At 67.4% G+C, this 19,770-nt stretch carries 22 protein-coding genes and 1 pseudogene; 12 read left to right on the top strand and 11 right to left on the bottom strand.

Features of this window, described 5'->3' with window-relative positions; genetic code table 11:
- The first annotated feature begins 56 nt into the window (after positions 1 to 56).
- From ccmA to ACO2Q2_RS01395, 11 genes are all read left to right on the top strand, one after another.
- Positions 57 to 686, top strand: a complete 630-nt coding sequence (ccmA, locus tag ACO2Q2_RS01345) for a cytochrome c biogenesis heme-transporting ATPase CcmA (RefSeq protein ID WP_423253967.1) — start codon at positions 57 to 59, stop codon at positions 684 to 686.
- A complete protein-coding gene (ccmB, locus tag ACO2Q2_RS01350; RefSeq protein ID WP_423253968.1) occupies positions 683 to 1,369 on the top strand; it encodes a heme exporter protein CcmB in 687 nt (228 codons plus the stop codon). The genes ccmA and ccmB overlap by 4 nt, the downstream gene beginning before the upstream one ends.
- Before the next feature lie 4 nt (positions 1,370 to 1,373).
- The gene (locus ACO2Q2_RS01355; protein ID WP_423253969.1) at positions 1,374 to 2,132 is read left to right on the top strand and encodes a heme ABC transporter permease; all 759 of its coding nucleotides are present in this window, start codon (positions 1,374 to 1,376) and stop codon (positions 2,130 to 2,132) included.
- Positions 2,129 to 2,317 carry a heme exporter protein CcmD gene (ccmD, locus tag ACO2Q2_RS01360; RefSeq protein WP_423253970.1) on the top strand — a complete coding sequence of 63 codons (189 nt, stop codon included), beginning with the start codon at positions 2,129 to 2,131 and terminating at the stop codon, positions 2,315 to 2,317. The genes ACO2Q2_RS01355 and ccmD overlap by 4 nt, the downstream gene beginning before the upstream one ends.
- Positions 2,318 to 2,337: 20 nt before the next feature.
- Positions 2,338 to 2,805, top strand: a complete 468-nt coding sequence (ccmE, locus tag ACO2Q2_RS01365; RefSeq protein WP_423253971.1) for a cytochrome c maturation protein CcmE — start codon at positions 2,338 to 2,340, stop codon at positions 2,803 to 2,805.
- A 77-nt stretch (positions 2,806 to 2,882) separates the two neighbouring features.
- The gene (locus ACO2Q2_RS01370) at positions 2,883 to 4,886 is read left to right on the top strand and encodes a heme lyase CcmF/NrfE family subunit (RefSeq protein WP_423253972.1); all 2,004 of its coding nucleotides are present in this window, start codon (positions 2,883 to 2,885) and stop codon (positions 4,884 to 4,886) included.
- On the top strand, positions 4,883 to 5,425 hold the full coding sequence (locus ACO2Q2_RS01375) for a DsbE family thiol:disulfide interchange protein (protein ID WP_423253973.1): 543 nt from the start codon (positions 4,883 to 4,885) through the stop codon (positions 5,423 to 5,425). Before ACO2Q2_RS01370 ends, ACO2Q2_RS01375 begins: the two co-directional genes overlap by 4 nt.
- A complete protein-coding gene (locus ACO2Q2_RS01380) occupies positions 5,422 to 5,868 on the top strand; it encodes a cytochrome c-type biogenesis protein (protein WP_423253974.1) in 447 nt (148 codons plus the stop codon). The genes ACO2Q2_RS01375 and ACO2Q2_RS01380 overlap by 4 nt, the downstream gene beginning before the upstream one ends.
- Positions 5,865 to 6,917, top strand: coding sequence for a tetratricopeptide repeat protein (locus tag ACO2Q2_RS01385; RefSeq protein WP_423253975.1), 1,053 nt, complete (start codon positions 5,865 to 5,867; stop codon positions 6,915 to 6,917). The genes ACO2Q2_RS01380 and ACO2Q2_RS01385 overlap by 4 nt, the downstream gene beginning before the upstream one ends.
- The gene (gene metX / locus ACO2Q2_RS01390; protein WP_423253976.1) at positions 6,914 to 8,029 is read left to right on the top strand and encodes a homoserine O-acetyltransferase MetX; all 1,116 of its coding nucleotides are present in this window, start codon (positions 6,914 to 6,916) and stop codon (positions 8,027 to 8,029) included. Before ACO2Q2_RS01385 ends, metX begins: the two co-directional genes overlap by 4 nt.
- Positions 8,030 to 8,096: 67 nt before the next feature.
- Positions 8,097 to 8,678: a cysteine dioxygenase gene (locus ACO2Q2_RS01395; RefSeq protein WP_423253977.1), complete on the top strand. Its 582-nt coding sequence runs from the start codon at positions 8,097 to 8,099 to the stop codon at positions 8,676 to 8,678.
- A 593-nt stretch (positions 8,679 to 9,271) separates the two neighbouring features.
- Here the strand turns inward: ACO2Q2_RS01395 and ACO2Q2_RS01400 are convergent.
- The 11 genes and pseudogenes from ACO2Q2_RS01400 to ACO2Q2_RS01450 all read right to left on the bottom strand — a co-directional run bounded on the left by ACO2Q2_RS01400 (position 9,272) and on the right by ACO2Q2_RS01450 (position 19,156).
- On the bottom strand, positions 9,272 to 9,526 hold the full coding sequence (locus ACO2Q2_RS01400; RefSeq protein ID WP_423253978.1) for a DUF2274 domain-containing protein: 255 nt from the start codon (positions 9,524 to 9,526) through the stop codon (positions 9,272 to 9,274).
- Positions 9,523 to 10,806: a TrbI/VirB10 family protein gene (locus ACO2Q2_RS01405; RefSeq protein ID WP_423253979.1), complete on the bottom strand. Its 1,284-nt coding sequence runs from the start codon at positions 10,804 to 10,806 to the stop codon at positions 9,523 to 9,525. Before ACO2Q2_RS01405 ends, ACO2Q2_RS01400 begins: the two co-directional genes overlap by 4 nt.
- Entirely contained in the window at positions 10,793 to 11,797 is a 1,005-nt protein-coding gene (gene trbG, locus ACO2Q2_RS01410; protein WP_423253980.1) for a P-type conjugative transfer protein TrbG, read from the bottom strand. The genes ACO2Q2_RS01405 and trbG overlap by 14 nt, the downstream gene beginning before the upstream one ends.
- Entirely contained in the window at positions 11,794 to 12,501 is a 708-nt protein-coding gene (gene trbF, locus ACO2Q2_RS01415) for a conjugal transfer protein TrbF (protein ID WP_423253981.1), read from the bottom strand. The genes trbG and trbF overlap by 4 nt, the downstream gene beginning before the upstream one ends.
- Positions 12,502 to 12,513: 12 nt before the next feature.
- Positions 12,514 to 13,857 (bottom strand): P-type conjugative transfer protein TrbL, encoded by a 1,344-nt coding sequence (trbL, locus tag ACO2Q2_RS01420; RefSeq protein ID WP_423253982.1) that lies wholly within the window; start codon positions 13,855 to 13,857, stop codon positions 12,514 to 12,516.
- A 12-nt stretch (positions 13,858 to 13,869) separates the two neighbouring features.
- Positions 13,870 to 14,598 (bottom strand): P-type conjugative transfer protein TrbJ, encoded by a 729-nt coding sequence (gene trbJ, locus ACO2Q2_RS01425; RefSeq protein WP_423253983.1) that lies wholly within the window; start codon positions 14,596 to 14,598, stop codon positions 13,870 to 13,872.
- Positions 14,595 to 17,021 carry a conjugal transfer protein TrbE gene (gene trbE, locus ACO2Q2_RS01430; protein WP_423253984.1) on the bottom strand — a complete coding sequence of 809 codons (2,427 nt, stop codon included), beginning with the start codon at positions 17,019 to 17,021 and terminating at the stop codon, positions 14,595 to 14,597. Before trbE ends, trbJ begins: the two co-directional genes overlap by 4 nt.
- 20 nt (positions 17,022 to 17,041) lie before the next feature.
- Positions 17,042 to 17,311, bottom strand: a complete 270-nt coding sequence (locus tag ACO2Q2_RS01435) for a VirB3 family type IV secretion system protein (RefSeq protein ID WP_423253985.1) — start codon at positions 17,309 to 17,311, stop codon at positions 17,042 to 17,044.
- Complete coding sequence (locus tag ACO2Q2_RS01440; RefSeq protein ID WP_423253986.1) at positions 17,308 to 17,676, bottom strand: TrbC/VirB2 family protein; 369 nt, start codon at positions 17,674 to 17,676, stop codon at positions 17,308 to 17,310. Before ACO2Q2_RS01440 ends, ACO2Q2_RS01435 begins: the two co-directional genes overlap by 4 nt.
- Positions 17,673 to 17,927 (bottom strand): annotated as a pseudogene (locus ACO2Q2_RS01445) (P-type conjugative transfer ATPase TrbB); the annotation flags it as partial. The gene ACO2Q2_RS01440 and the pseudogene ACO2Q2_RS01445, both read right to left, overlap by 4 nt.
- The gene (locus tag ACO2Q2_RS01450) at positions 17,882 to 19,156 is read right to left on the bottom strand and encodes an MFS transporter (protein ID WP_423253987.1); all 1,275 of its coding nucleotides are present in this window, start codon (positions 19,154 to 19,156) and stop codon (positions 17,882 to 17,884) included. The pseudogene ACO2Q2_RS01445 and the gene ACO2Q2_RS01450, both read right to left, overlap by 46 nt.
- A gap of 137 nt (positions 19,157 to 19,293) precedes the next feature.
- On the opposite strand from ACO2Q2_RS01450, the gene ACO2Q2_RS01455 reads away from it, so the two are divergent.
- The gene (locus ACO2Q2_RS01455; RefSeq protein WP_423253988.1) at positions 19,294 to 19,764 is read left to right on the top strand and encodes a LysR family transcriptional regulator; all 471 of its coding nucleotides are present in this window, start codon (positions 19,294 to 19,296) and stop codon (positions 19,762 to 19,764) included.
- The last annotated feature ends 6 nt before the right edge of the window (positions 19,765 to 19,770 follow it).

A 19,770-nucleotide genomic window follows, 5' to 3' on the forward strand; every position in this document is an offset into this window, starting at 1 on the left:
CCGGCGACAGGCCGCCGCATGGACAAGGCCGCCGGCCATTGCGGACAATTGAGCGGATGACCGCCGCCGCCCTCCCCCTGCTCGAAGCGCGGGCCCTGAGCTTCCTGCGCCAGGACGAACCCGTGTTCGGGCCGCTGCAGTTCCGGCTGCATGCCGGCGAGCTGGCACTGGTGGAGGGCGACAACGGCAGCGGCAAGACCACGCTGATGCGCGTGCTGGCCGGCCTGCTGCACGTCGACGAGGGCGAGCTGCACTGGCGCGGCGCCCCGCTGGTGCGCGACACCAGCCAGGGCGAGATCGTGTTCCTCGGCCACCAGTTGGGCCTCAAGGGCGACCTCAGCCCGCGCGAGAACCTGCGCATCGCCGCCGGCCTGCATGGCTGCCGCGATGGCATGGATCCGGCCGCGGCGCTGCACGAGGTGGCCCTGTCGGGCTACGAGGACGAGCCGGTGCGCCAGCTCTCCGCCGGCCAGAAAAAGCGCGCCGCACTGGCCCGCCTGCTGCTGGTGCCGGCCACTCTTTGGCTGCTCGACGAGCCGTACGCCAACCTGGATCGGCACGGCATCGCGCTGGTCAACCGGCTGCTCGAAACGCATCTCGCCAGCGGCGGCGCGGCGCTGGTCACCAGCCACGGCGCGGTGAGCTTCCACGGTGGCGAACCGCAGCGCATCCGGATGCACGCATGAACCGCGCTCCGCTGTCGCGCGCCTGCGCCGCGGTGCTGCGGCGCGACCTCACGCTGGCCTGGCGCCGCCGCGGCGACATCGCCATGCCGGTGCTGTACGCGCTGATCGTCACCACGCTGTTTCCGTTCGCGCTCGGCCCGGAGAACGCCCTGCTGCAGCGGATCGCCGGCGGCGTGGTGCTGGTGACGGTGCTGCTGGCGATGCTGCTGGCGCTGGACGGCATGTTCCGCGGCGACATCGAGGACGGCTCGCTGGAGCAACTGGTGCTCGCCCCGCAGCCGCTGGCGCTGATGCTCGGCATGAAAATTCTTGCGCACTGGCTGACCACCGCGCTGCCGCTGATCGTGATCGCGCCGATGCTGGCCAGCATGCTGCAGCTGCCGGCGGCGGCGATGCCGATCCTGCTGCTGGCGCTGGCGCTGGCCACGCCGATGCTCAGCCTGCTCGGCGCGGTGCTGGTGGCGCTGACGGCCGGCACCCGGCGCTCTGGTATGCTGCTCGCCCTGATGTTGCTGCCGCTGTGCGTGCCCGTGGTGATCTTTGCCGCCGGCGCGCTCTCCGCGGCGCAGCAGGGCCTGCCATGGATAGCCCCGATCGCATGGCTCGGCGCCGCGCTGGCGCTGGCCCTGGTGCTGGCGCCGCTGGCCTGCGCCGCCGCCCTCCGCATTGCCTTGGACGCGTGAACCTATGTCCAGCTGGATTCCGCTCTGGTTGCACAAGCTCGGCTCGCCGCCGACCTTCTACCGCTTCGCCGGCGCCCTGCGTCCGTGGATGCTCGCGCTCGCGCTGATCCTCGGCGCCGTGGCGATGTACGGCGGGCTGGTCTTGGCCCCGCCGGATTACCAGCAGGGCGACGACTACCGCATCATCTTCGTGCACGTGCCCAGCGCGTGGATGGCCTTGTTCATCTATGCGGTGATGGCCGTCTCGGCGTTCATCGCGCTGGTCTGGCGGATCAAGCTGGCCGAGGTGGTGGCGATGGAATCGGCGCCGATCGGCGCCGCCTTCACCCTGATCACGCTGGTCACCGGCTCGCTGTGGGGCATCCGCATGTGGGGTACCTGGTGGACCTGGGACGCCCGGCTCACGTCGGAGCTGGTGCTGCTGTTCCTGTATCTGGGCGTGATGGGCCTGTACCACGCGTTCGAGGATCGCCGGCAGGGCGCGCGGGCCGCCGCCTTCCTGGCGCTGATCGGCATCATCAACGTGCCGATCGTGCATTTCTCGGTGAACTGGTGGAACACCCTGCACCAGGGTTCCACCGTGCGCCTGCTCGGGCCGTCGACCATGAGCGGCTCGATGATCTGGCCGCTGCTAACGATGATGGTGGCCACCAAGTGCTATTACCTGGCCAGCCTGTTCGGTCGCGTGCGCACCGATCTGCTGGCGCTGGAAAGCGGCAAGGACTGGGTGCGCCAGATCGCGCAGCACGAGGGCGGCCGATGAGCGCGTTTTTCGCCATGGGCGGCTACGCGGCGTATGTCTGGCCGTCCTACGCCGTGTTTCTCCTGGTGCTGCTGGCCGATGCGCTGGCGCCCGTGCTGCGCCGTCGCCGGGTGCTGCGCGAGCTGCGCACCCGACTGGCGCGACAGGCGGCCCGCCAGTCCCGCGACGCGTCCCCCGCCGCCTGAGATCGAACCGGAAGTCCCGCATGAACCCCACCCGCAAACGTCGGCTCGTCATCGTGGTCATGGTGCTGGTGGCCGCCGCCGTCGCCGGCGGCCTGACCGTGTTCGCGCTGCAGCAGAACATGAACTACCTGCTCACCCCCAGCCAGGTGCAGTCGGGCCAGGCGAAGGGCTACAGGACCTTCCGCCTCGGCGGCATGGTCAAGCAGGGCTCGATCCAGCGCGCCAGCGACTCGCTGAAGGTCACCTTCACCGTGGTCGACGCCGACGGTGCCATGCCGGTGGAGTACACCGGCATCCTGCCGGACCTGTTCCGCGACAACCAGTCGGTGATCGCCACCGGCCACATGGAGAACGCCCATTTCGTCGCCACGGAAGTGCTCGCCAAGCATGACGAGACCTACATGCCCAAGGAGTTGAAGGACGCCATGGCCAAGGCGCACGAGGGCAGGAAGATGGCCGAGAACGAGGCCGCCGGCGCGGCGCGCTGAACTGCGCATCGCCCTTGGTCCATTGAGGTTCCCGCTGCGTCCGCCGCAGCCTTGCGTATCCCACCACGGTATCTGCCATGACTCCTGAACTCGGCCAGCTCGCCCTCGTCCTCGCCCTGCTGCTGGCACTGGCGCAAAGCGTGCTGCCGCTGATCGGCGCCTGGCGCGGCAACCGCGCCCTGGTGGCGATCGCCCGACCCGCCGCGGCGGGCCAGGCCGCCTTCGTGATCGTGGCGTTCGCCCTGCTGGTGTGGGCGTTCCTGCGCTTCGACTTTTCGGTCGCCTACGTGGCGGACAACTCCAACCTCGCGCTGCCCTGGTACTACCGCATCGCCGCCGTGTGGGGCGCGCACGAGGGTTCGATGCTGCTGTGGGTGCTGATCCTCAACGTGTGGACGCTGGCGGTCGCGGCACTGAGCCGCAACCTGCCCGAGGTGTTCGTGGCGCGCGTGCTGTCGGTGCTCGGGCTGGTCGCGGTGGGCTTCCTCACCTTCATCCTGTTCACCTCCAATCCGTTCGCGCGGCTGCTGCCGATGCCGGCCGACGGCGGCGACCTGAACCCGGTGCTGCAGGACCCGGGCATGACCTTCCACCCGCCCGTGATCTACATGGGCTACGTCGGCTTCTCGGTGGCGTTCGCGTTCTCCATCGCGGCGCTGCTCGGCGGCGAGCTGGAACAGGCCTGGGTGCGCTGGGCGCGCTCGTGGACCAACGTGGCCTGGGCCTTCCTCACCGCCGGCATCGTGGCGGGCAGCTGGTGGGCCTACGCCGAGCTGGGCTGGGGCGGCTGGTGGTTCTGGGATCCGGTGGAGAACGCCAGCTTCATGCCCTGGCTGGTCGGCACCGCGCTGATCCACGCGCAGGCGGTCACCGAGAAGCGCGGCTCGCTGCGCGCGTGGACCATCCTGCTGTCGATCTTCGCCTTCTCGCTGTCGCTGCTGGGCACCTTCCTGGTGCGCTCGGGCGTGCTCACCTCGGTGCATGCGTTTGCCTCCGACCCGCGCCGCGGCCTGTTCATCCTGGCTTTCCTGGTGGTGGTGGTCGGCGGTTCGCTGCTGTTGTATGCGCTGCGCGCGCCGAAGGTCGCCGGCGGCAAGCCGTTCGCGGTGGTGTCGCGCGAATCGGCGATCCTGGTCGGCAACCTGATGTTCACCGTGGCCGCGGCGATGGTGCTGCTGGGCACGCTGTTCCCGCTGATCGGCGATGCGTTCAACCTGGGCCGCATCTCGGTGGGGCCGCCGTACTTCGGCTTCCTGTTTCCGCTACTGATGACGCCGGTGGTGCTGCTGCTGCCGTTCGGCCCGTTCCTGCGCTGGGGCCGCGGCGAACCCGGCCTGCTCGGGGCCATCGCGCTGCGCGCCGGTCTGGCCGGCGTGGCCTGCGCCGTCGTGGCGGCGTTCTTCGTGCACGGGCAGCTCAAGGCGATCGCCGGCGTGGGCGCCGCCACGTGGTGCGCGACGGGCACCCTGCTCTATGTCTACAAGCGCTACCGCGAGGTGCCGCGCGGGCGCCGCTATCCGGCCGAGATGGCCGGCATGCTGCTGGCCCATTTCGGGCTGGGCGTGTTCCTGATCGGCGTGCTGCTGTCCGAATCGCTCAGCGTCACCCGCGACGTGCGCATGGCGCCGGGCGATGTCCAGACCATCGGCAGCTACGGCTTCCGCTTCGACGGCGTGAAGCAGACCAGCGGCCCGAACTGGCGTGGCAACCAGGGCCGCGTCAGCGTGCTGCGCGACGGTGCGGTGGTGGCCGTGATGCACCCGCAGAAGCGCACCTACACCCGCGAGCAGGTGCAGACCGAATCGGCGATCGACCCGGGCTTTACCCGCGATCTCTACGTGGCGCTGGGCGAGCCGATGGACGCAAACAATGTCGGCGGCGCCTGGGCCATGCGCATCTACTACAAGCCGTTCATCCGCTGGTTGTGGGCCGGCGGCCTGTTCATGATGCTCGGCGGTTTCGTCGCCGCGGCGGATCGGCGCTTCCGCGTGCGACGCAAGGCCGAGGCCGGCAAGGACGCAACCGCGACGGCGCCACTGGCCACGGCATCGCTTACTGTGGCGCGCGAGTCGCATTCATGAGCCGGCTGCTTCCCCTCTTCGCCTTCCTGGCGCTGTGCGGCCTGTTCGGCTTCGGCATCTGGTGGAACTCCAGCCACGACCAGACCGCCATTCCCTCGCCGCTGATCAACAAGCCGGCGCCGGACTTCGCCCTGCCCGAGCTGTACGACCCCTCGCGCACGGTCACCAAGGCCGACTTGCTGGGCAAGCCCTACCTGCTCAACGTGTTCGCCAGCTGGTGCATCGAGTGCGGCGTGGAACACCCGCTGCTGCAGGCCGAGGCGCCGACGCTGGGGGTGACCCTGGTCGGCTACAACTACAAGGACCCGCCGCAAGACGCCAAGGCCTGGCTGGAAAAGCACGGCAATCCCTACGCCGTGCTGATGGCCGACCTGTCCGGCCAGACCGCGATCGACTTCGGCGTCTACGCCGCGCCGGAGAGCTTTCTGATCGACGCGAAGGGAGTCATCCGCTACAAGCGCATCGGGCCGTTCACGCCCGAGGTGATCGAGAAGGAACTCAAGCCGGCGATCGCCGTGCTGAAGAAGGAAGCCCCATGAAGCGTCTGCTCGTCCTCGCCGCCCTGCTGCTGTGCCTGTTTGCCGGCACGCTTGGTGCCCAGGCGATCGAACCGCTGCCGTTCAAGGATCATGCGCAGGAGCTGCGCTTCCAGCACCTCACCGCCGAACTGCGCTGCCCGATGTGCCAGAACGAGACCCTGGCCGATTCCAACGCGCCGATCGCGCGCGACCTGCGCCACCAGGTGTTCGCCCTGATGCAGCAAGGCAAGAGCGACGGCGAGATCAAGCAATACCTGGTGGACCGCTACTCGGACTACGTGCTGTACGACCCGCCGGTGAACGCCGCAACCTGGCTGCTCTGGTACGGGCCGCTGCTGATCCTGCTGATCGGCACCGTGGTCGTGGTGGTCACCATCCGCAAGCGCGCGCGCGCCACGTCGTCGGTTGCGGCGGCGAATGTCGATCACGGGGACGATTGGTGAAAATGCTTTTCTACGTTGTTGCCGCCGCGATGATCGCGACGACGCTGCTGCTGTTGCTGTGGCCGCTGATGCGCCACGGCCGCAGCCAGGGCCGTTCGCGCGGCGTATTCGCACTCGCGCTGGGCATCGCCTTCGTGCTACCGCTGGCGGCGGCGGGGATCTATCTCACGGTCGGTACGCCACGTGCGCTGGACGGTGTCGCCCGGCAGGCGCCGGCGATGGACGTGGGCCAGGCGCTGGCCGAACTGCGCGCCCACCTGAAGGAGTCGCCCAACGATGCGCAGGGCTGGCTGCTGCTGGCGCAGACCACCGCAGCGATGGGCCGGAGCGCCGAGGCGCGCGACGCCTACGGCCAGCTGTTGCGTCTGGCTCCGGACAACCCGACGGCGATGGTCGGCTGGGCCGAGGCCGACTCACTGGCCCGCGCCGATCACCGCATCGACGGACGCTCGCGTGAACTGCTCGAACGGGCCGTGCAGCAGGAACCGGACAACCAGCGCGCGCTGTGGCTGCTCGGCATCAGCGATTTCCAGCAGGACCGTTACGCCGCCGCCGCCGCCACCTGGCGCCGTCTGCAGCCCTTGCTCGAGCCCGGTTCCAGCGTGGCCAAGGCGGTCGCCCAGCAGATCGCCGCGGCGGATGCCCGCGCCGGTGGCAGCGCGCCCGCCCCAGCCACACGCGCCGCGGCCGACGCACCGACCGCCCCCAAGCTCACCGTCAAGGTGAGCCTCGCGCCTGCACTGAAGAGCAAACTGCAGCCCGGCGACACCCTGTTCGTCTACGCCCGCGCCGAACAGGGTCCGCCGATGCCGCTGGCGGTGGCGCGGCAGGACGCCGCCCGTCTGCCGGCCACGGTGGAACTCACCGACGCCATGGCGATGGCGCCGGGCATGAAGCTCTCCTCCGTGCCCCGCGTGTTCGTCGGTGCGCGCATCAGCCACAGCGGCCAGGCCATTGGCCAGGCCGGTGACCTGGAAGGCGATGCCGGCGTGGTGCCGGTGGATCGGCGCGCACCAGTGGACGTGCTGATCGACAAGGTGCGCCCGTGAGCGATGCACGCCGCTACTGCGCCCTGCCCTCGCCGTTCGCGATGAAGCGTGGCGGCGTGCTGCACGGCGCCCGCGTCGCCTACGAGACGTGGGGCACGCTCAACGCGGCGCGCGACAACGCGGTGCTGATCCTCACCGGGCTGTCGCCCAGTGCGCATGCCGCATCGAACGCCGAAGACTCCTCGCCCGGCTGGTGGGAGGCGATGCTCGGCCCCGGCAAGGCGATCGACAGCGACCGCTGGTTCGTCATCTGCGTGAACTCGCTGGGCAGCGACAAGGGTTCCACCTGCCCGGCCTCGATCGACCCGGCCACCGGCCAGCCGTATCGCCTCACCTTCCCCGAACTGGCGCTGGAGGACGTGGCCAACGCCGCGCACGAAGTGGTACGCCAGCTCGGCATCGAGCGCCTCGCCTGCCTGATCGGCTGCTCGATGGGTGGCATGAGCGCGCTAGCCTACATGCTGCTGCACCCCGGTTCGGTGCGCGCGCACATCAGCGTGGACACCGCCCCGCAGGCGCAGCCGTTCGCGATCGCGATCCGCTCGCTGCAGCGCGAGGCGATCCGGCTGGACCCCGGATGGCGGGGTGGGCAGTACGACATCCATGCCGCGGAAGGCGGAACGTATCCCGACATGGGCATGAGCATCGCGCGCAAGCTCGGCGTGATCACCTACCGCTCGGCGATGGAGTGGAACGGCCGCTTCGCGCGCATCCGGCTCGATCCGGAGCAGCGCGAAGATCATCCCTTCGGCGTGGAATTCCAGGTCGAGTCGTACCTGCAGAGCCATGCCGAGCGCTTCGTGCGCACCTTCGACCCCAACAGCTACCTGTACCTGTCGCGCGCCAGCGACTGGTTCGACGTGGCCGAATACGGCGGCGGCAGCGTGCGCGAGGGGCTCAAGCGCATCCACATCGAGCGGGCGATGGTGATCGGCGTCAGCACCGACATCCTGTTTCCGCTGGAACAGCAGGAGCAGATCGCCGACGGCCTGCGCGACGCCGGCGCGGCGGTGGAATTCGTGGCGCTGGACTCGCCGCAGGGACACGACGCCTTCCTCGTCGACATCGCCAACTACAGCCCGGCGATCGGCGGCTTCCTGCTGCGGCTCTGACCGCCGTCGCGCCTGCGCGGTGGCGCGCTGATAAGATGGCGCAGCCCCACGCCGTACCGAGACCGCCATGCTCGCCCAGGAATTCCCCGGCTGCCGCCAGTTGATCGACGCGATCGACCATGCCGTCAGCCAACCGTCCACCCACGCCATCACCGACACCCTGCGCAACAGCCTGTGCCGATTGATCCGCGCGCAGGAAGTGACCTTGCCGGAGTGCGTCTACCAGACGGCCGAAGGCCGCTATGCCCGCCGCGAGCTCTACCGCAGCGAAGAGCACGGCTACTGCGTGGTGGCGATGACCTGGGGTCCCGGCCAGGGCACGCCGATCCACGACCACTGCGGCATGTGGTGCGTCGAGGGCGTGTGGAGCGGTGCGCTGGAGGTGGTGCAGTACGAGCGTCTGGCCGAAGAAGACGGCCAGTGGCGCTTCCAGGAGGTCGGCTCGATCCAGGCCGGCCCGGGCTCGGCCGGCAGCCTCATTCCGCCGCACGAATACCACACCATCCGCAATCCCAGCGACGACACCATCGCCGTGAGCCTGCACATCTACTCCGGCCAGATGACCCACTGCGCGATCTTCCAGCCCGCTGCCGGCGCCCAGTGCTATGAGCGCCACGACCGCCAGCTGGGGCTCGACCCCCTGCATTGAACCCGGCATAATCGCGGCTCAAGTTTTTGCCGGTGTGGCGGAATGGTAGACGCGGCGGACTCAAAAATAGGTACTTGTACCTATGGTTAGTCAGAGTTCATCATCCGCCAAGCCGCATCAGGCAAGGGATTGAGCGAAGTGCCGGCTCTTGATCGAAAAGCACGTTTTTTGCATCAGGAGCCAAGCAGGAGCCAGGACGACGCAGACTGGCTCCAAGCGAGTAGTAGAAGGTAGTGCTGTACGATCGCGTCACGCCCGAGTGGTGGAATTGGTAGACGCAGAGGACTCAGACCAAATTTGAGCCCTCCGGGGGAAACCCCAGAGGTGAAGCCCGTCAAACTCGGTGAAGGCCCTGGACGCAAGTCCGAGCTAATGCCGAGCCAAGCCCTCGGATCGAAAGATCCAAGGGAAGGTGTAGAGAGCAGACGGCGGGCACCTACGGCCGCAAGGCTATGGTGAAGGCGTGCTCCAGACCACGAACGCCCTGCCCCGTGCAGGACGGCGGCGAAAGCCGAAGTGGGAAGAAAATCCTCCGCCGCAAGGCTTGTCGGTTCGAGTCCGACCTCGGGCACCAATTCGGAAGCCGCCTCTGTTCACGCAGGGGCGGCTTTTTCGTTACGTCGGACGTTGCTGCTGTTCGATCGCCGAAAGCCCCGGTCTCCCGCTAAGAAAGCCTCCAGCATGTACGGGATCAGCGCCGTCGCATCAACCGCCTCGCCATAGGTCTGCGCGTGGAGCGCGGCGTAGCGATCAAGGTTGGCCTTGAGGTTCATCGGACACGCGAAAGTCAGTTTGACGTTCTCGGTTTTCGGCAGCGGCCCCAGCCGCAGCTTACGCGTCGTGCTCATGGCATCGATCCTCGCTGGATGAAGAGCGGCTGGTACGGCCGCAACACCAGATCCTTGTTCACCATCACGTTGACTAGGAACCCCGGCCGCACCGTCAAGGTCGGTTGGATGCTCAAGTTCCGGCGCGTGATTTCCTGGCCTACCTGGTTGGCGGTGTCCTGTGCGCTGTCACGCAGTGCAAGCACCGTGTTGCCGTTGTTGAGGTTGCCCTGATTCGATATCGCCATCTCGGAGCTGACCCCCAGCAACGTGGACAGCGCCGCACCGGCCAGGATGCGGCTCCAGTGCCAGTCCACGCCGTCTTCCAAGCCGGCATAGCCGGCCGGGTCGATGCCCGGCAGCTTGTCCAGCGCGATCGACGACGTGTCGGGAAGCACCAGCCGCAGCCACACCAGCAGCACGCGCCGCTGCCCGAAGGCCACCTGGCTGTCGTAACGTCCGATCAAGCGCGAGCCCTGCGGGATCAGCAGGTAGCGGCCGGTCGCGGTGTCGTACACCGGCTGCGTCACCTCGGCAATGATCTGCCCCGGCAGATCGGAATTGATACCCGTCACCAGCGCCGCCGGAATGATCGTGCCCGCCATCACCGTGTAGGGCGACGCTGGTGGCTGCAGGCTGCCCGCGTTGCGCGTGACAGCATTGCCGTCCTTGGCCAGGAAGGCTTCCTTCTGGTTCTGCCGGTTCTGTATCGCCGTCGGATCGTTGGGTTGTGCGGCAGTGGATGCCGGCCCGGCACCCATCGGATCGAATGCCGCCGCGTTGGCCACCGCCGGGGGCCCAGCCGATGCGGAAGTGACATCGCGCTTGCCGACGTTGTTGCTGGTGCGGAAGAACACCGACGAACGAGCGATCTCTTCGGCCTGGCGCTGCCGGTCGACGGCCTCCGGCGACGGTCCCGGCGTCGCCCCGTCATTCGGTAGCTGCGCCATGGTCGACGCCGCGCCCCAATCCCCCGGCAACGGTGGCCCGAGCTGTGGCACGCTGGCCGCTGGCACGGGCTTCGCCGGCAGTTTCGAATAGTCGGTCGGCAACTGGTCCAGGTCGTCGGCCTTGGCAATCCGATCGACGTCATAAAGATTGGTCCGGCCGGCGGCGCCCCGCCCACCTTTCGACTGCAGCGCCCACATCGACGCTCCCGCGATGGCCGCAGCCAGCAGCGCCGCGAAAATCGCCAGCGTGCGGCGATTGAGCCGCGTCACCGGACGCGGCGATGCCCGTAACGCGACACCTTCGGGCGCGACCTTCGGCGCCGGACGTGCGTCGCCGTCAGTCGTGTCCATGACCAGCTCCCGCAGCGACGCCATCGGTGCGCTCGATGCGCACCACGGCCGCGTTCTTTCCGCCCAAGCGCAGCTCTGCCGCGCCGAATAACCGATCCACGATGTCGTAAGGCGCGCGGAAACGGTAATTCACTAGCTCGCCCTTGCCGTCCGGCCCGACCACGAACAGCGGCGGCAGCTCGCCTTGCGCGATGCCGGCCGGAAACTGGATGTAGACGTGCTGACCGTCGTCGAACGCGCGCACCGGCTTCCACGGCGGATCGTCGCCCTTGATCGCATAGCGGAAATGCAACTGGTCGAGCGACAGGTCGGCGGCGACGGGAGCCTGCGCGTCGGCGGCTCGGGCCTGGGCCTGCAACGCCAGCATCTGGTCCTTCGGATACTCCCACGACACCGACGCCATCCAGGCTTTCGGGGTGGATGTGAGTTCGAGCAGGTAGGTGCGCCGGTTCGTGGTGATGACGAGGTTCGTCTTGATGCCCGTGCGCACCGGCTTGACCATCACGGCCACGCGGCGGCTCGCGCCGCTGCCGCTCGCCGTATCGCCCACGATCCATTGCACGGTGTCGCCGGCGGCGACCGTCACCAGCTCCTCGCCCGGCTGCAGGCGGATGACCGTCACGCGGCCAGGGCTCGTATAGACCTGGTACAACGCGCCATCGGAGAACGGCCAGACCTGGATCGCGTTGATGTAGCCCTCGCGCGAGGGCGCGACGCTCGCCTCGGCATTGGCCTGCTCGACGCGCGCCTTGGGGTCGGCGGGCTCCGGTGCCGGTTTCGCATCGGGAGCCGGCAACGGCTTCATCTGATCCGGCAACGGCAAGGGCTTGGACACCTTCACCACGACGACCGGCCTCGGTGGCTCGGGCAGCGGTTCGGCCTTGACCGCTGCATCCAGCGATATCGTGGGCGGCGGCTTGCCTTGCGTCGCGCAACCCGTGAGTGCGCCCAGCAGGCCGAGGAAAGCGATGGTGGTGAGGACGTGTTTCATGGCTTCTTCGCTCCTTCCGGTGCGTCCAGATCCCGGCTCCAGGACAGCCCGTTGATGTAGATGCCGAGGGGATTGCGGCGCACCTCCTGTTCGGTGCGCGGCATCTGCATGATCAGCGTGAGCATCGCGGTCCAGTGCTCGACGCCGGTGGGGGTGCCCTCATTGAAGTGCTGTTCGGTCCAGCGCACCTGAAACGAGACATCGCTGACGCGCACCACGCTGGTCACGTCCACCGAGACGGAATCCTGACCGACATGCGCGAAGGGATCGTGGACGCGCGCATAGGCGTTCAAGGTCGCCGCACCGTGGTCGGTGGTGTAGCCGTAGGCTTCGAGCCAGTTCTGCCGCACGACCACCGGGTCGATCGACAGCGAGCGCACGTCGGTGATGAAGCGCGCGAGATACCAGGCAATCTGCGCATCGGTCGGCTTGTACGGCGTCACCGCCGCTCCGACCGCACGTACCTGGCCGGTGTGATCGACCTCCACCACGTAGGGCGTGACGCGCGACTGGCCGGACTGCCAGACGAGGCCCGCGGCCATCAGCAGCGCCAGCCCCAGGCAGCCGAAGGCCATCAATCGCAAGTTCTTCGCCTGCACGCGCGCGCTGCCGAGGCGTTCGTCCCACACCTGTGCCGCGGCCTGATAGGGCGTGGCGGGCGCGGGTGACTCGCTGTAGCGCACGCCGGGTCGTTTGAAGCGCATGGCTCGCCTCCCTTACTCGTTCGAGGAATCGTTGAGTTCCGGCGCGGCTCCGCCGCCGCCGTGATCGGCCGCGCGCACGACGTGCGCGGCCGTCGACGCGCCATGCGCGGCGCGCTGGCGGCGCTGCAGGCGCTGCGCCCAGTCGGGCGCCTTGTCGCTGGATGCGGGAGATCCGTCATGGGCAGTCGCCGACGACGCGGACGCTGCGCCGGACGCCTCGGGCGAGGCCGGACCGGCGCCGACCGCCGACGCCACGCGGTCCCGCACGGCGCGAGCGCCGGCCGCAGCCCGCTCGCCGACGGCGTGCGCGCCGCTGCGCGCGACGTTGGCCATGCCGGCACCGAAAGCGCGCGCGCCGGTTGCACCCGAGGCGGCCGCGCCGGCGCGATAAGCCGACGCGGCACTACCGGCCGCGCGCGCCGTGCCGACCGCACCGCGGGCGGCCAGCCGTGTCCCGGCCGCGACCGCCGCGCCACCCGTCGCCACCGCAGCACCACCGGCGACGGCGAGGCCCGCCGCGCCGAGCGCCGTACCGGCGGCGGCTCCCGCACCGAGCTGCGGGGCGCCGGAGACCAGGCCGGTGGCGATGCCCGGCCCGAAGATGCCCAGCCCCAGCATCGTCAACGAGGCCAGCATGAGGGCGAGCGCGTGGTTGAGCGTGGGATCGGCACCGGCCGGCGCCTGGAACTGCCCGAAGATCGTCGAACCGATGCCGACGATCACGGCCAGCACCAGCACCTTGACGCCCGAGGACACCACGTTGCCCAGCACCTTCTCGGCGAGGAACGCGGTCTTGTTCCACAGCGCGAACGGCACCAGCACGAAGCCGGCCAAGGTGGTCAGCTTGAACTCGATCAGCGTCACGAAAAGCTGCACGGCCAGGATGAAGAAGCTGACGATCACGACGATCCAGGCGAGCAGCAGCACCATGATCATGTCCAGGTTGCTGAAGACGGCGGTGATGCCGTGGGACATCGTGCCGACCTGCTGCAGGAGCGGCTGGCCAGCCTTGACGCCGACATAGGCGAGCCGTCCCGGCTGCAGGAAATCGCCGATGCTCACCGTCGAGCCGGAAGCCAGCAGCCCGAGTCCCGCGAACGAGCGGAATACGATGCCCGCCAGCCAGTTGAAGTTGCCGATGATGTAGGCGAAGGCGCCGACGTAGAGCGTCTTGCGGATCAGCTTGGCCAGTACCTCCTCGCCGCCCATCGCCCAGAGCAGGCCCGCGAGCGTCACGTCGATCACGATCAGCGTGGCCGACAGATACGCGACCTCGCCGTGCAGCAGCCCGAAGCCCGAGTCGATGTATTGCGAGAAGACCGCCAGGAAATGGTCGATGACGGACAGATCGTTCATCGTCGATCTCCGTCAGTTCCCGTAGAAGCTCACCGACTGCGGCACGTAGTGCGGGCCGCTGCCGAGGAAACGCTTGCGCACCTGTTCGGCCTGCGCCTCGTCGGCGGCCGCGCGCGCGTGGTCCAGGGCGATCGCCCGATCCTGCGACACGGTGAGCTGCTGCGACTGGATGGCCTGCCGGGCGATCAGCGCCAGCAACTGGTTGGTCGCCTGGCTGGCCTGCAGGGCGCCCACCGCGCCCTGGCTCTGCGTGACCAGTCCGCTCAACACGCCCTGGTCCGACAGCAGGTTCTGCGCGGCCTGCGACTGCACCTGCGTCGCGGTTTGGAATGCCTGCACCGAGGTCTGCCAGCGGGCCTGCGCGTCCCGCACCATCCGCGCGTTGCTGGCGCCGGCACCGTAGGACGACGGATACAGCCGGTCGAAGGTCGCCTGCGACTGCGCGACGTTGAAGGTCAGCCCCTGCGCCTGCGCGATCAACTGGTTCGTCGTCGCCAGCGTGGACAGCAGTTGCGACAGCGCGTTGTAGTGGAGACTAGTGAGATTGCGGCCCTGGTTGACCAGCATCGTCGCCTGGTTCTGCAACTGCTCGATCTGGTTGTCGATCTGTTGCAGTTCGCGCGCGGCTGTCAGCAGGTTCTGCGAGAAGTTCGCCGCGTCGAACACCGCCCATTGCGCGAAGCTCGTGGACGACGTCGACAGCAGCAAGGCCGTGACGACGGCCAGACCGATCTTCTTCATGACCGAATCTCCGGTGGCATGGGAAACGAAGGGATGAGGTCGGCGGCCCAGTCGAGGCCGCGATGGCGCAGCCAGCTCTCGGAGAAGTCGCCCGGCGCCGTACCGGCGAGGGCCGCGTCAATGGCGCGCTGGTCCTGCGGCGTCGAGGCGCCGGCGAACGCGAGTGCGACCGGTCCCAGGTCGAGATCGAACAGGCGATTGCCGAGGCGCGACTGGTAGTAGTAGTCGCGCTTGGGTTCGGCGGTGGCGACGATCTCGATCTGCCGGCTGTTCAGGCCGAAGCCTTCGTAGATCGCGCGAATCTGCGGCTCCATCGCCTGCGGGTTCGGCAGGAAGATGCGGCTGGCGCAACTCTCGATGATCGCCGGCGCGATGCTCGAATCCTTGACGTCGGCGAGCGACTGCGTGGCGAAGACGACGCTGACGTTCTTCTTGCGCAGTGTCTTGAGCCACTGGCGGATGCGCGCGGCGAACACCGGGTCGTCGAGGAACAGCCAGGACTCGTCGAGAATCAGCAGCGTCGGCGCACCATCGAAGCGTTCGTCGAAGCGCGCGAACAGGTAGCCCAGCACGGCGAGCACCGCCGCGCGGCTCGCCATCAGTTCCTCCATCTCGAAGCCCTGCACGTCGGCGCTGCCGAGCCGGTCGTGGTCGGCATCGAGCAGACGGCCGTGCGCACCGCCGAGCACGTAAGGCGCGAGGGCTTGGCGCAGCGCATTGGACTGGAGCAGCACGGACAGACCCGTGAGCGTGCGCTGTTCGAGCGGCGCGCCGGCGAGGCTGCCGAGCGCCGACCACACGGCCGCCTTCTCGTCGGGGCCGACGGCGATGCCTTCGTGCAGCAGGCGGCTTTCGACCCATTCGGCGGCCCAGGTGCGATAGCTTTCGCGGTCGATGCGCGCGAGCGGCTGGAAGGCGATCGCGCCGTCAGTGCCGAGGTCGTAGTGCTCGCCGCCGAGGCCGAGGATGGTGGCGCGCATCGAGCGGCCCATGTCGAAGGCGAAGATGCGCGAGCCGCGGTAGCGGCGGAACTGCATCGCCAGCGTCGCGAGCAGCACCGACTTGCCCATGCCCGTCGGGCCGACCACCAGCGTATGACCCACGTCGCCGATGTGCGTCACCAGTCGGAACGGCGTGTCGCCGTCGGTGCGGGTGACGATCAGCGGCGGGCCGTCGAGGTGTCCGTTCTTCTCCTGCCCCGCCCACACCGCCGACACCGGCATCAGGTGCGCGAGGTTCAGCGTGGAAATGCTCGGCTGGCGCACGTTGGCGTAGGCATGGCCCGGGATCGACGACAGCCACGCCTCCACTGCATTGAGAGTCTCGGGAATCGTGACGAAGCCCCTGCCCTGGATGGCGCGCTCCACCCTGCGCAGCTTTTCGTCGGCCGCCGCCGCATCGGCGTCCATCACCGTGACGGTCGCGGTCACATAACCGAACGCCACCTGATCGCTGCCCAACTCCTGCAGGGCGGCGTCGGCGTCGGTCGCCTTGTTGCTTGCGTCGGTATCGACGAGCGGCGATTCCTGCTGGAAGATGGTCTCGCGCAGCAGCGCGACCACGTTCTTGCGCTTGGCGAACCACTGCCGGCGCAGCCGCGTCAATTCCTTCTCGGCTTCGGTCTTGTCGAGGCACAGGAAGCGTGTGGACCAGCGGTAGGCGAAGCCCAGCCGATTGAGGTCGTCGAGCAGGCCCGGCCAGGTCGAGGTCGGAAAACCGCGAACCGTCACGACGCGCAGATGCTGATCGCCCAGCATGGGGGCGAGGCCACCGACCAGCGGCATGTCGGCCAGCAGTGCATCGAGGTGGAACGGCACCTCCGGCACGCCGACGCGATAACGCCGCGTCGAGATGGTCGCGTGCAGATAGGTCAGCGTCTCGCTGTCGTCCAGCCAGGCGATCTCGGGCATCACGCCGTCGAGCAAGTCGAACACGCGTTCGGTCTCGGCAACGAAAGCGTCAAGCCGTTCGCGCCAGTCCACACCGGCCGTGGGCGTGTTCTCGTACAGGAGCTTCGCGGCTCGCGCCCGCGATTCCTCCGGTGGCAGGTACACCAGCGTCAGGTGATAGCCGCTTTCGTAATGACTGCCAGCCTGCTCGAACGCGGCGCGGCGTTCCTCGTCCACCAGCCAGGACAGCGGCTCGTGGAAGTCCGAATGCGGATAGTCCGCCGCGGGCCGGCGTTCGGCCTCGACGAACAAGGCCCAACCCGATCCCAGCCGGCGCAGCGCGTTGTTCAGGCGCGCGGTCGTGGCGATCAGCTCGCCCTGCGTGGCGCTGTCGAGGTCCGGCCCGCGAAAGCGCGCCGTGCGCTGGAACGAACCATCCTTGTTGAGCACCACGCCGGGCGCGACGAGTCCCGCCCACGGCAGCCAGTCGGCGAGCATGGCGGGACGTTGGCGGTATTCGGCGAGGTCCAGCATACGAATGTTCTCCTCTGGCCTCACACGTCCAGCAGCGGCTTGTGCTTGAGGTGCCGCGCGAAGACGGGCATGAACTGTGGATCGACCCTCGCGCCCCACACCGCAAGGGAATGGCCGATCAGCCACAGCGCGAGACCGAGCATCCACAGTTGCAGGCCGAGCCCGATCGCGGCGGCGAGCGTGCCGTTGGCGATCGCCACCGTGCGCGGCGCACCGCCCATCAGGATCGGCTCGGTGAGCGAACGATGCAGCGGCACCTCGAAGCCCGGCAGGTCGGTAGCCGTACTCATACGACGGCCCCGCCGGAGAAGCTGAAGAACGACAGAAAGAACGAGGAAGCCGCAAACGCGATCGACAGCCCGAACACGATCTGGATCAGACGCCGGAAGCCGCCGCTGGTGTCGCCGAACGCGAGCGTGAGGCCTGTCACGATGATGATGATGACGGCGATGATCTTGGCGACCGGCCCCTGGATCGAGTCAAGGATGGACTGCAACGGTGCTTCCCAGGGCATGTTCGAGCCGGCGGCCTTCGCCGTGCCGGTCAGCGCCAGCATCACGACGGCCATCGTCAGACCCTGCCGCGCCGGCCGAACCAGACCGCGAAGTCGGGCAAGCGGATTTACAGAAAAGCGCAAGACCTGGCCATGGCTCATGAGGGTTCTCCAGAGGGAAGCGAAGACGGATCTGCGTGGGACGGCGACGGCATGGCATCGCGAAGCTGGTAGCCCACGGCGTCGAAACCGCTCACGCGGGCAACGCGCTCGATGCGACGCCGCCGGCCACGGCCGGCGATGTGGACGACGACGTTGACGGCCTCGGCGATCAGTGCGCGTGGCGGATTCACCGCCACTTCGAGGATCAGTTGTTCGAGGCGAAGCAACGCACCCAGCGCGCCACTCGGGTGGTGCTGAAGATGCCGGTAGCCATCCCCGCGCGCTCCTTTGGCACCACGCTGACCGCCAAGCCATCCATCAGCCCCCAGGGCAATCCTGTGCCAACACCGATGACCAATAGCGGCCCGAGGATAGATGCCTGGCGACCCAAAGGGTCAATACTGCTAAGCCAGAACAATCCGAAAGCGGCAATTAGCAATCCGGCGGCGGATATCTTGCCCGGCGAGGCCCATCGGGTCAGGCTAGCGGCGACGCTGGGAACCACAAGCATCGGAATGGATAGCGCAATCATGATCAGTCCTGCGCTGACTCCGTTTAGCCCATCGAGGCCGATGAGTCTCAAGGGCAACAGGACCAGCAGCACCACATAGCAATAGCAGGTCGCCACCGGCAGCATTTGTACGCCGATGAACTGTGGATACCGGAATAGTGATAGATCCAACATTGGGCGGCGCGCACGCGCCTCGCAGCGTAAAAAGACCACGAGCGACAATAGGGCACTACCGAGCAATACCCATGCTTGGCTACTTGACCAGCCGCTCGGCGGCAATTGCAAAACACCCCAAGTGAACAAGCACAACGTGCTGGTGAAGCTCATCGCACCGAGCCAATCAAAACGGACCACATCTGGATCAAGTGATTCGCGCATCCTGGGCACTCCAAGCAGAAGAGCAAACGTCCCGACAAAGGCGCTGGAAAGAAAGACTGATCGCCAACCTTGGTACTCGATGAGCAGTCCTGCGAGCACAGGGCCAAATGCCAATCCTGCGCCGAAGCTGGTACCAAGAAAGCTGAATGCTCGGGTGCGCGCGTCGCCATCGAACTCCTGCGCGAGCGCTGCCGACCCACCCGCCAATGCTGCTGCGGCAGCGATTCCTTGAACGGCTCGCAATGCATCGAGCCAGGCGATGCTCGGTACCCAAACGATGACTATCGACGCTACCGAAAAGGCCAACACGCCGCCAGCGAAAAGCCGCTTGCGGCCAAATGCATCGGCCAACGCCACAGCGGTCATCAAGAGGCTTCCGAAGCTCAGCATGAAAGCGTTGGTGATCCAGCTCAATGCCAATGGACTACCACCGAGATCCCGGCCGATTGTCGGTGTCGCGATGGCGCCCCCGGTAAAGCTAAGTGGCAGGATCAGCGCGGCCAGACATACGGCCACGAGCACGCTGGCCTTGTCTCGGCTGGCTACCGCATGGAACGACGGTGGTAATGAGGCTTTGGGGGTGATCTTCATGGGCGTCTTCCTCGTGGGGAGCGACAGCACAGGCCCTAGTCATTGGCAGATGCTATGAATGATAGAAATTCCCCAATAGAAGACAAATAGGTTATCATTCCTCCATCGCATGACGTTTTGTCATCAATGAGGTGGTGATGGACAGCCTAAGTGGACTCCTTGCATTCGTCCGCTCCGCGGAGCTGAACAGCTTCGTCGCGGCTAGCGAGCGGCTTGGCGTCTCTGCCTCTGCGATCAGCAAGAGCGTGTCGCGGCTTGAGGGTGAGCTTGGTGTGCGTTTGTTCCATCGCAGTACGCGCCGACTTAGCCTCACCGAAGAGGGCTCTCTTTTCTTACAGCGTGGTCAGCGGATCGTTGAGGAGATTGAAGAGGCAGAATCTGAGCTTTCACGACTGGCCGGTGCTCCTCGCGGGAAGCTGCGCGTTAGCGTTCCTGCAATCGGATACCGAATACTCATGCCATTCCTCCCGGATTTCGCGGCTCGATACCCTACGTGTCAACGTATGACCCAACAGCTACCCTCGGTTTTTATCTATAACAAATGGGCTCCGCTGCTGGAGTACACCGATGACCACCAATTCACCCCTCGCCGCCGAGATCACGCCTGACCCGCG

The sequence above is a fragment of the Dyella sp. KRB-257 genome, from assembly GCF_049445995.1.
Classification (GTDB): domain Bacteria; phylum Pseudomonadota; class Gammaproteobacteria; order Xanthomonadales; family Rhodanobacteraceae; genus Dyella_A.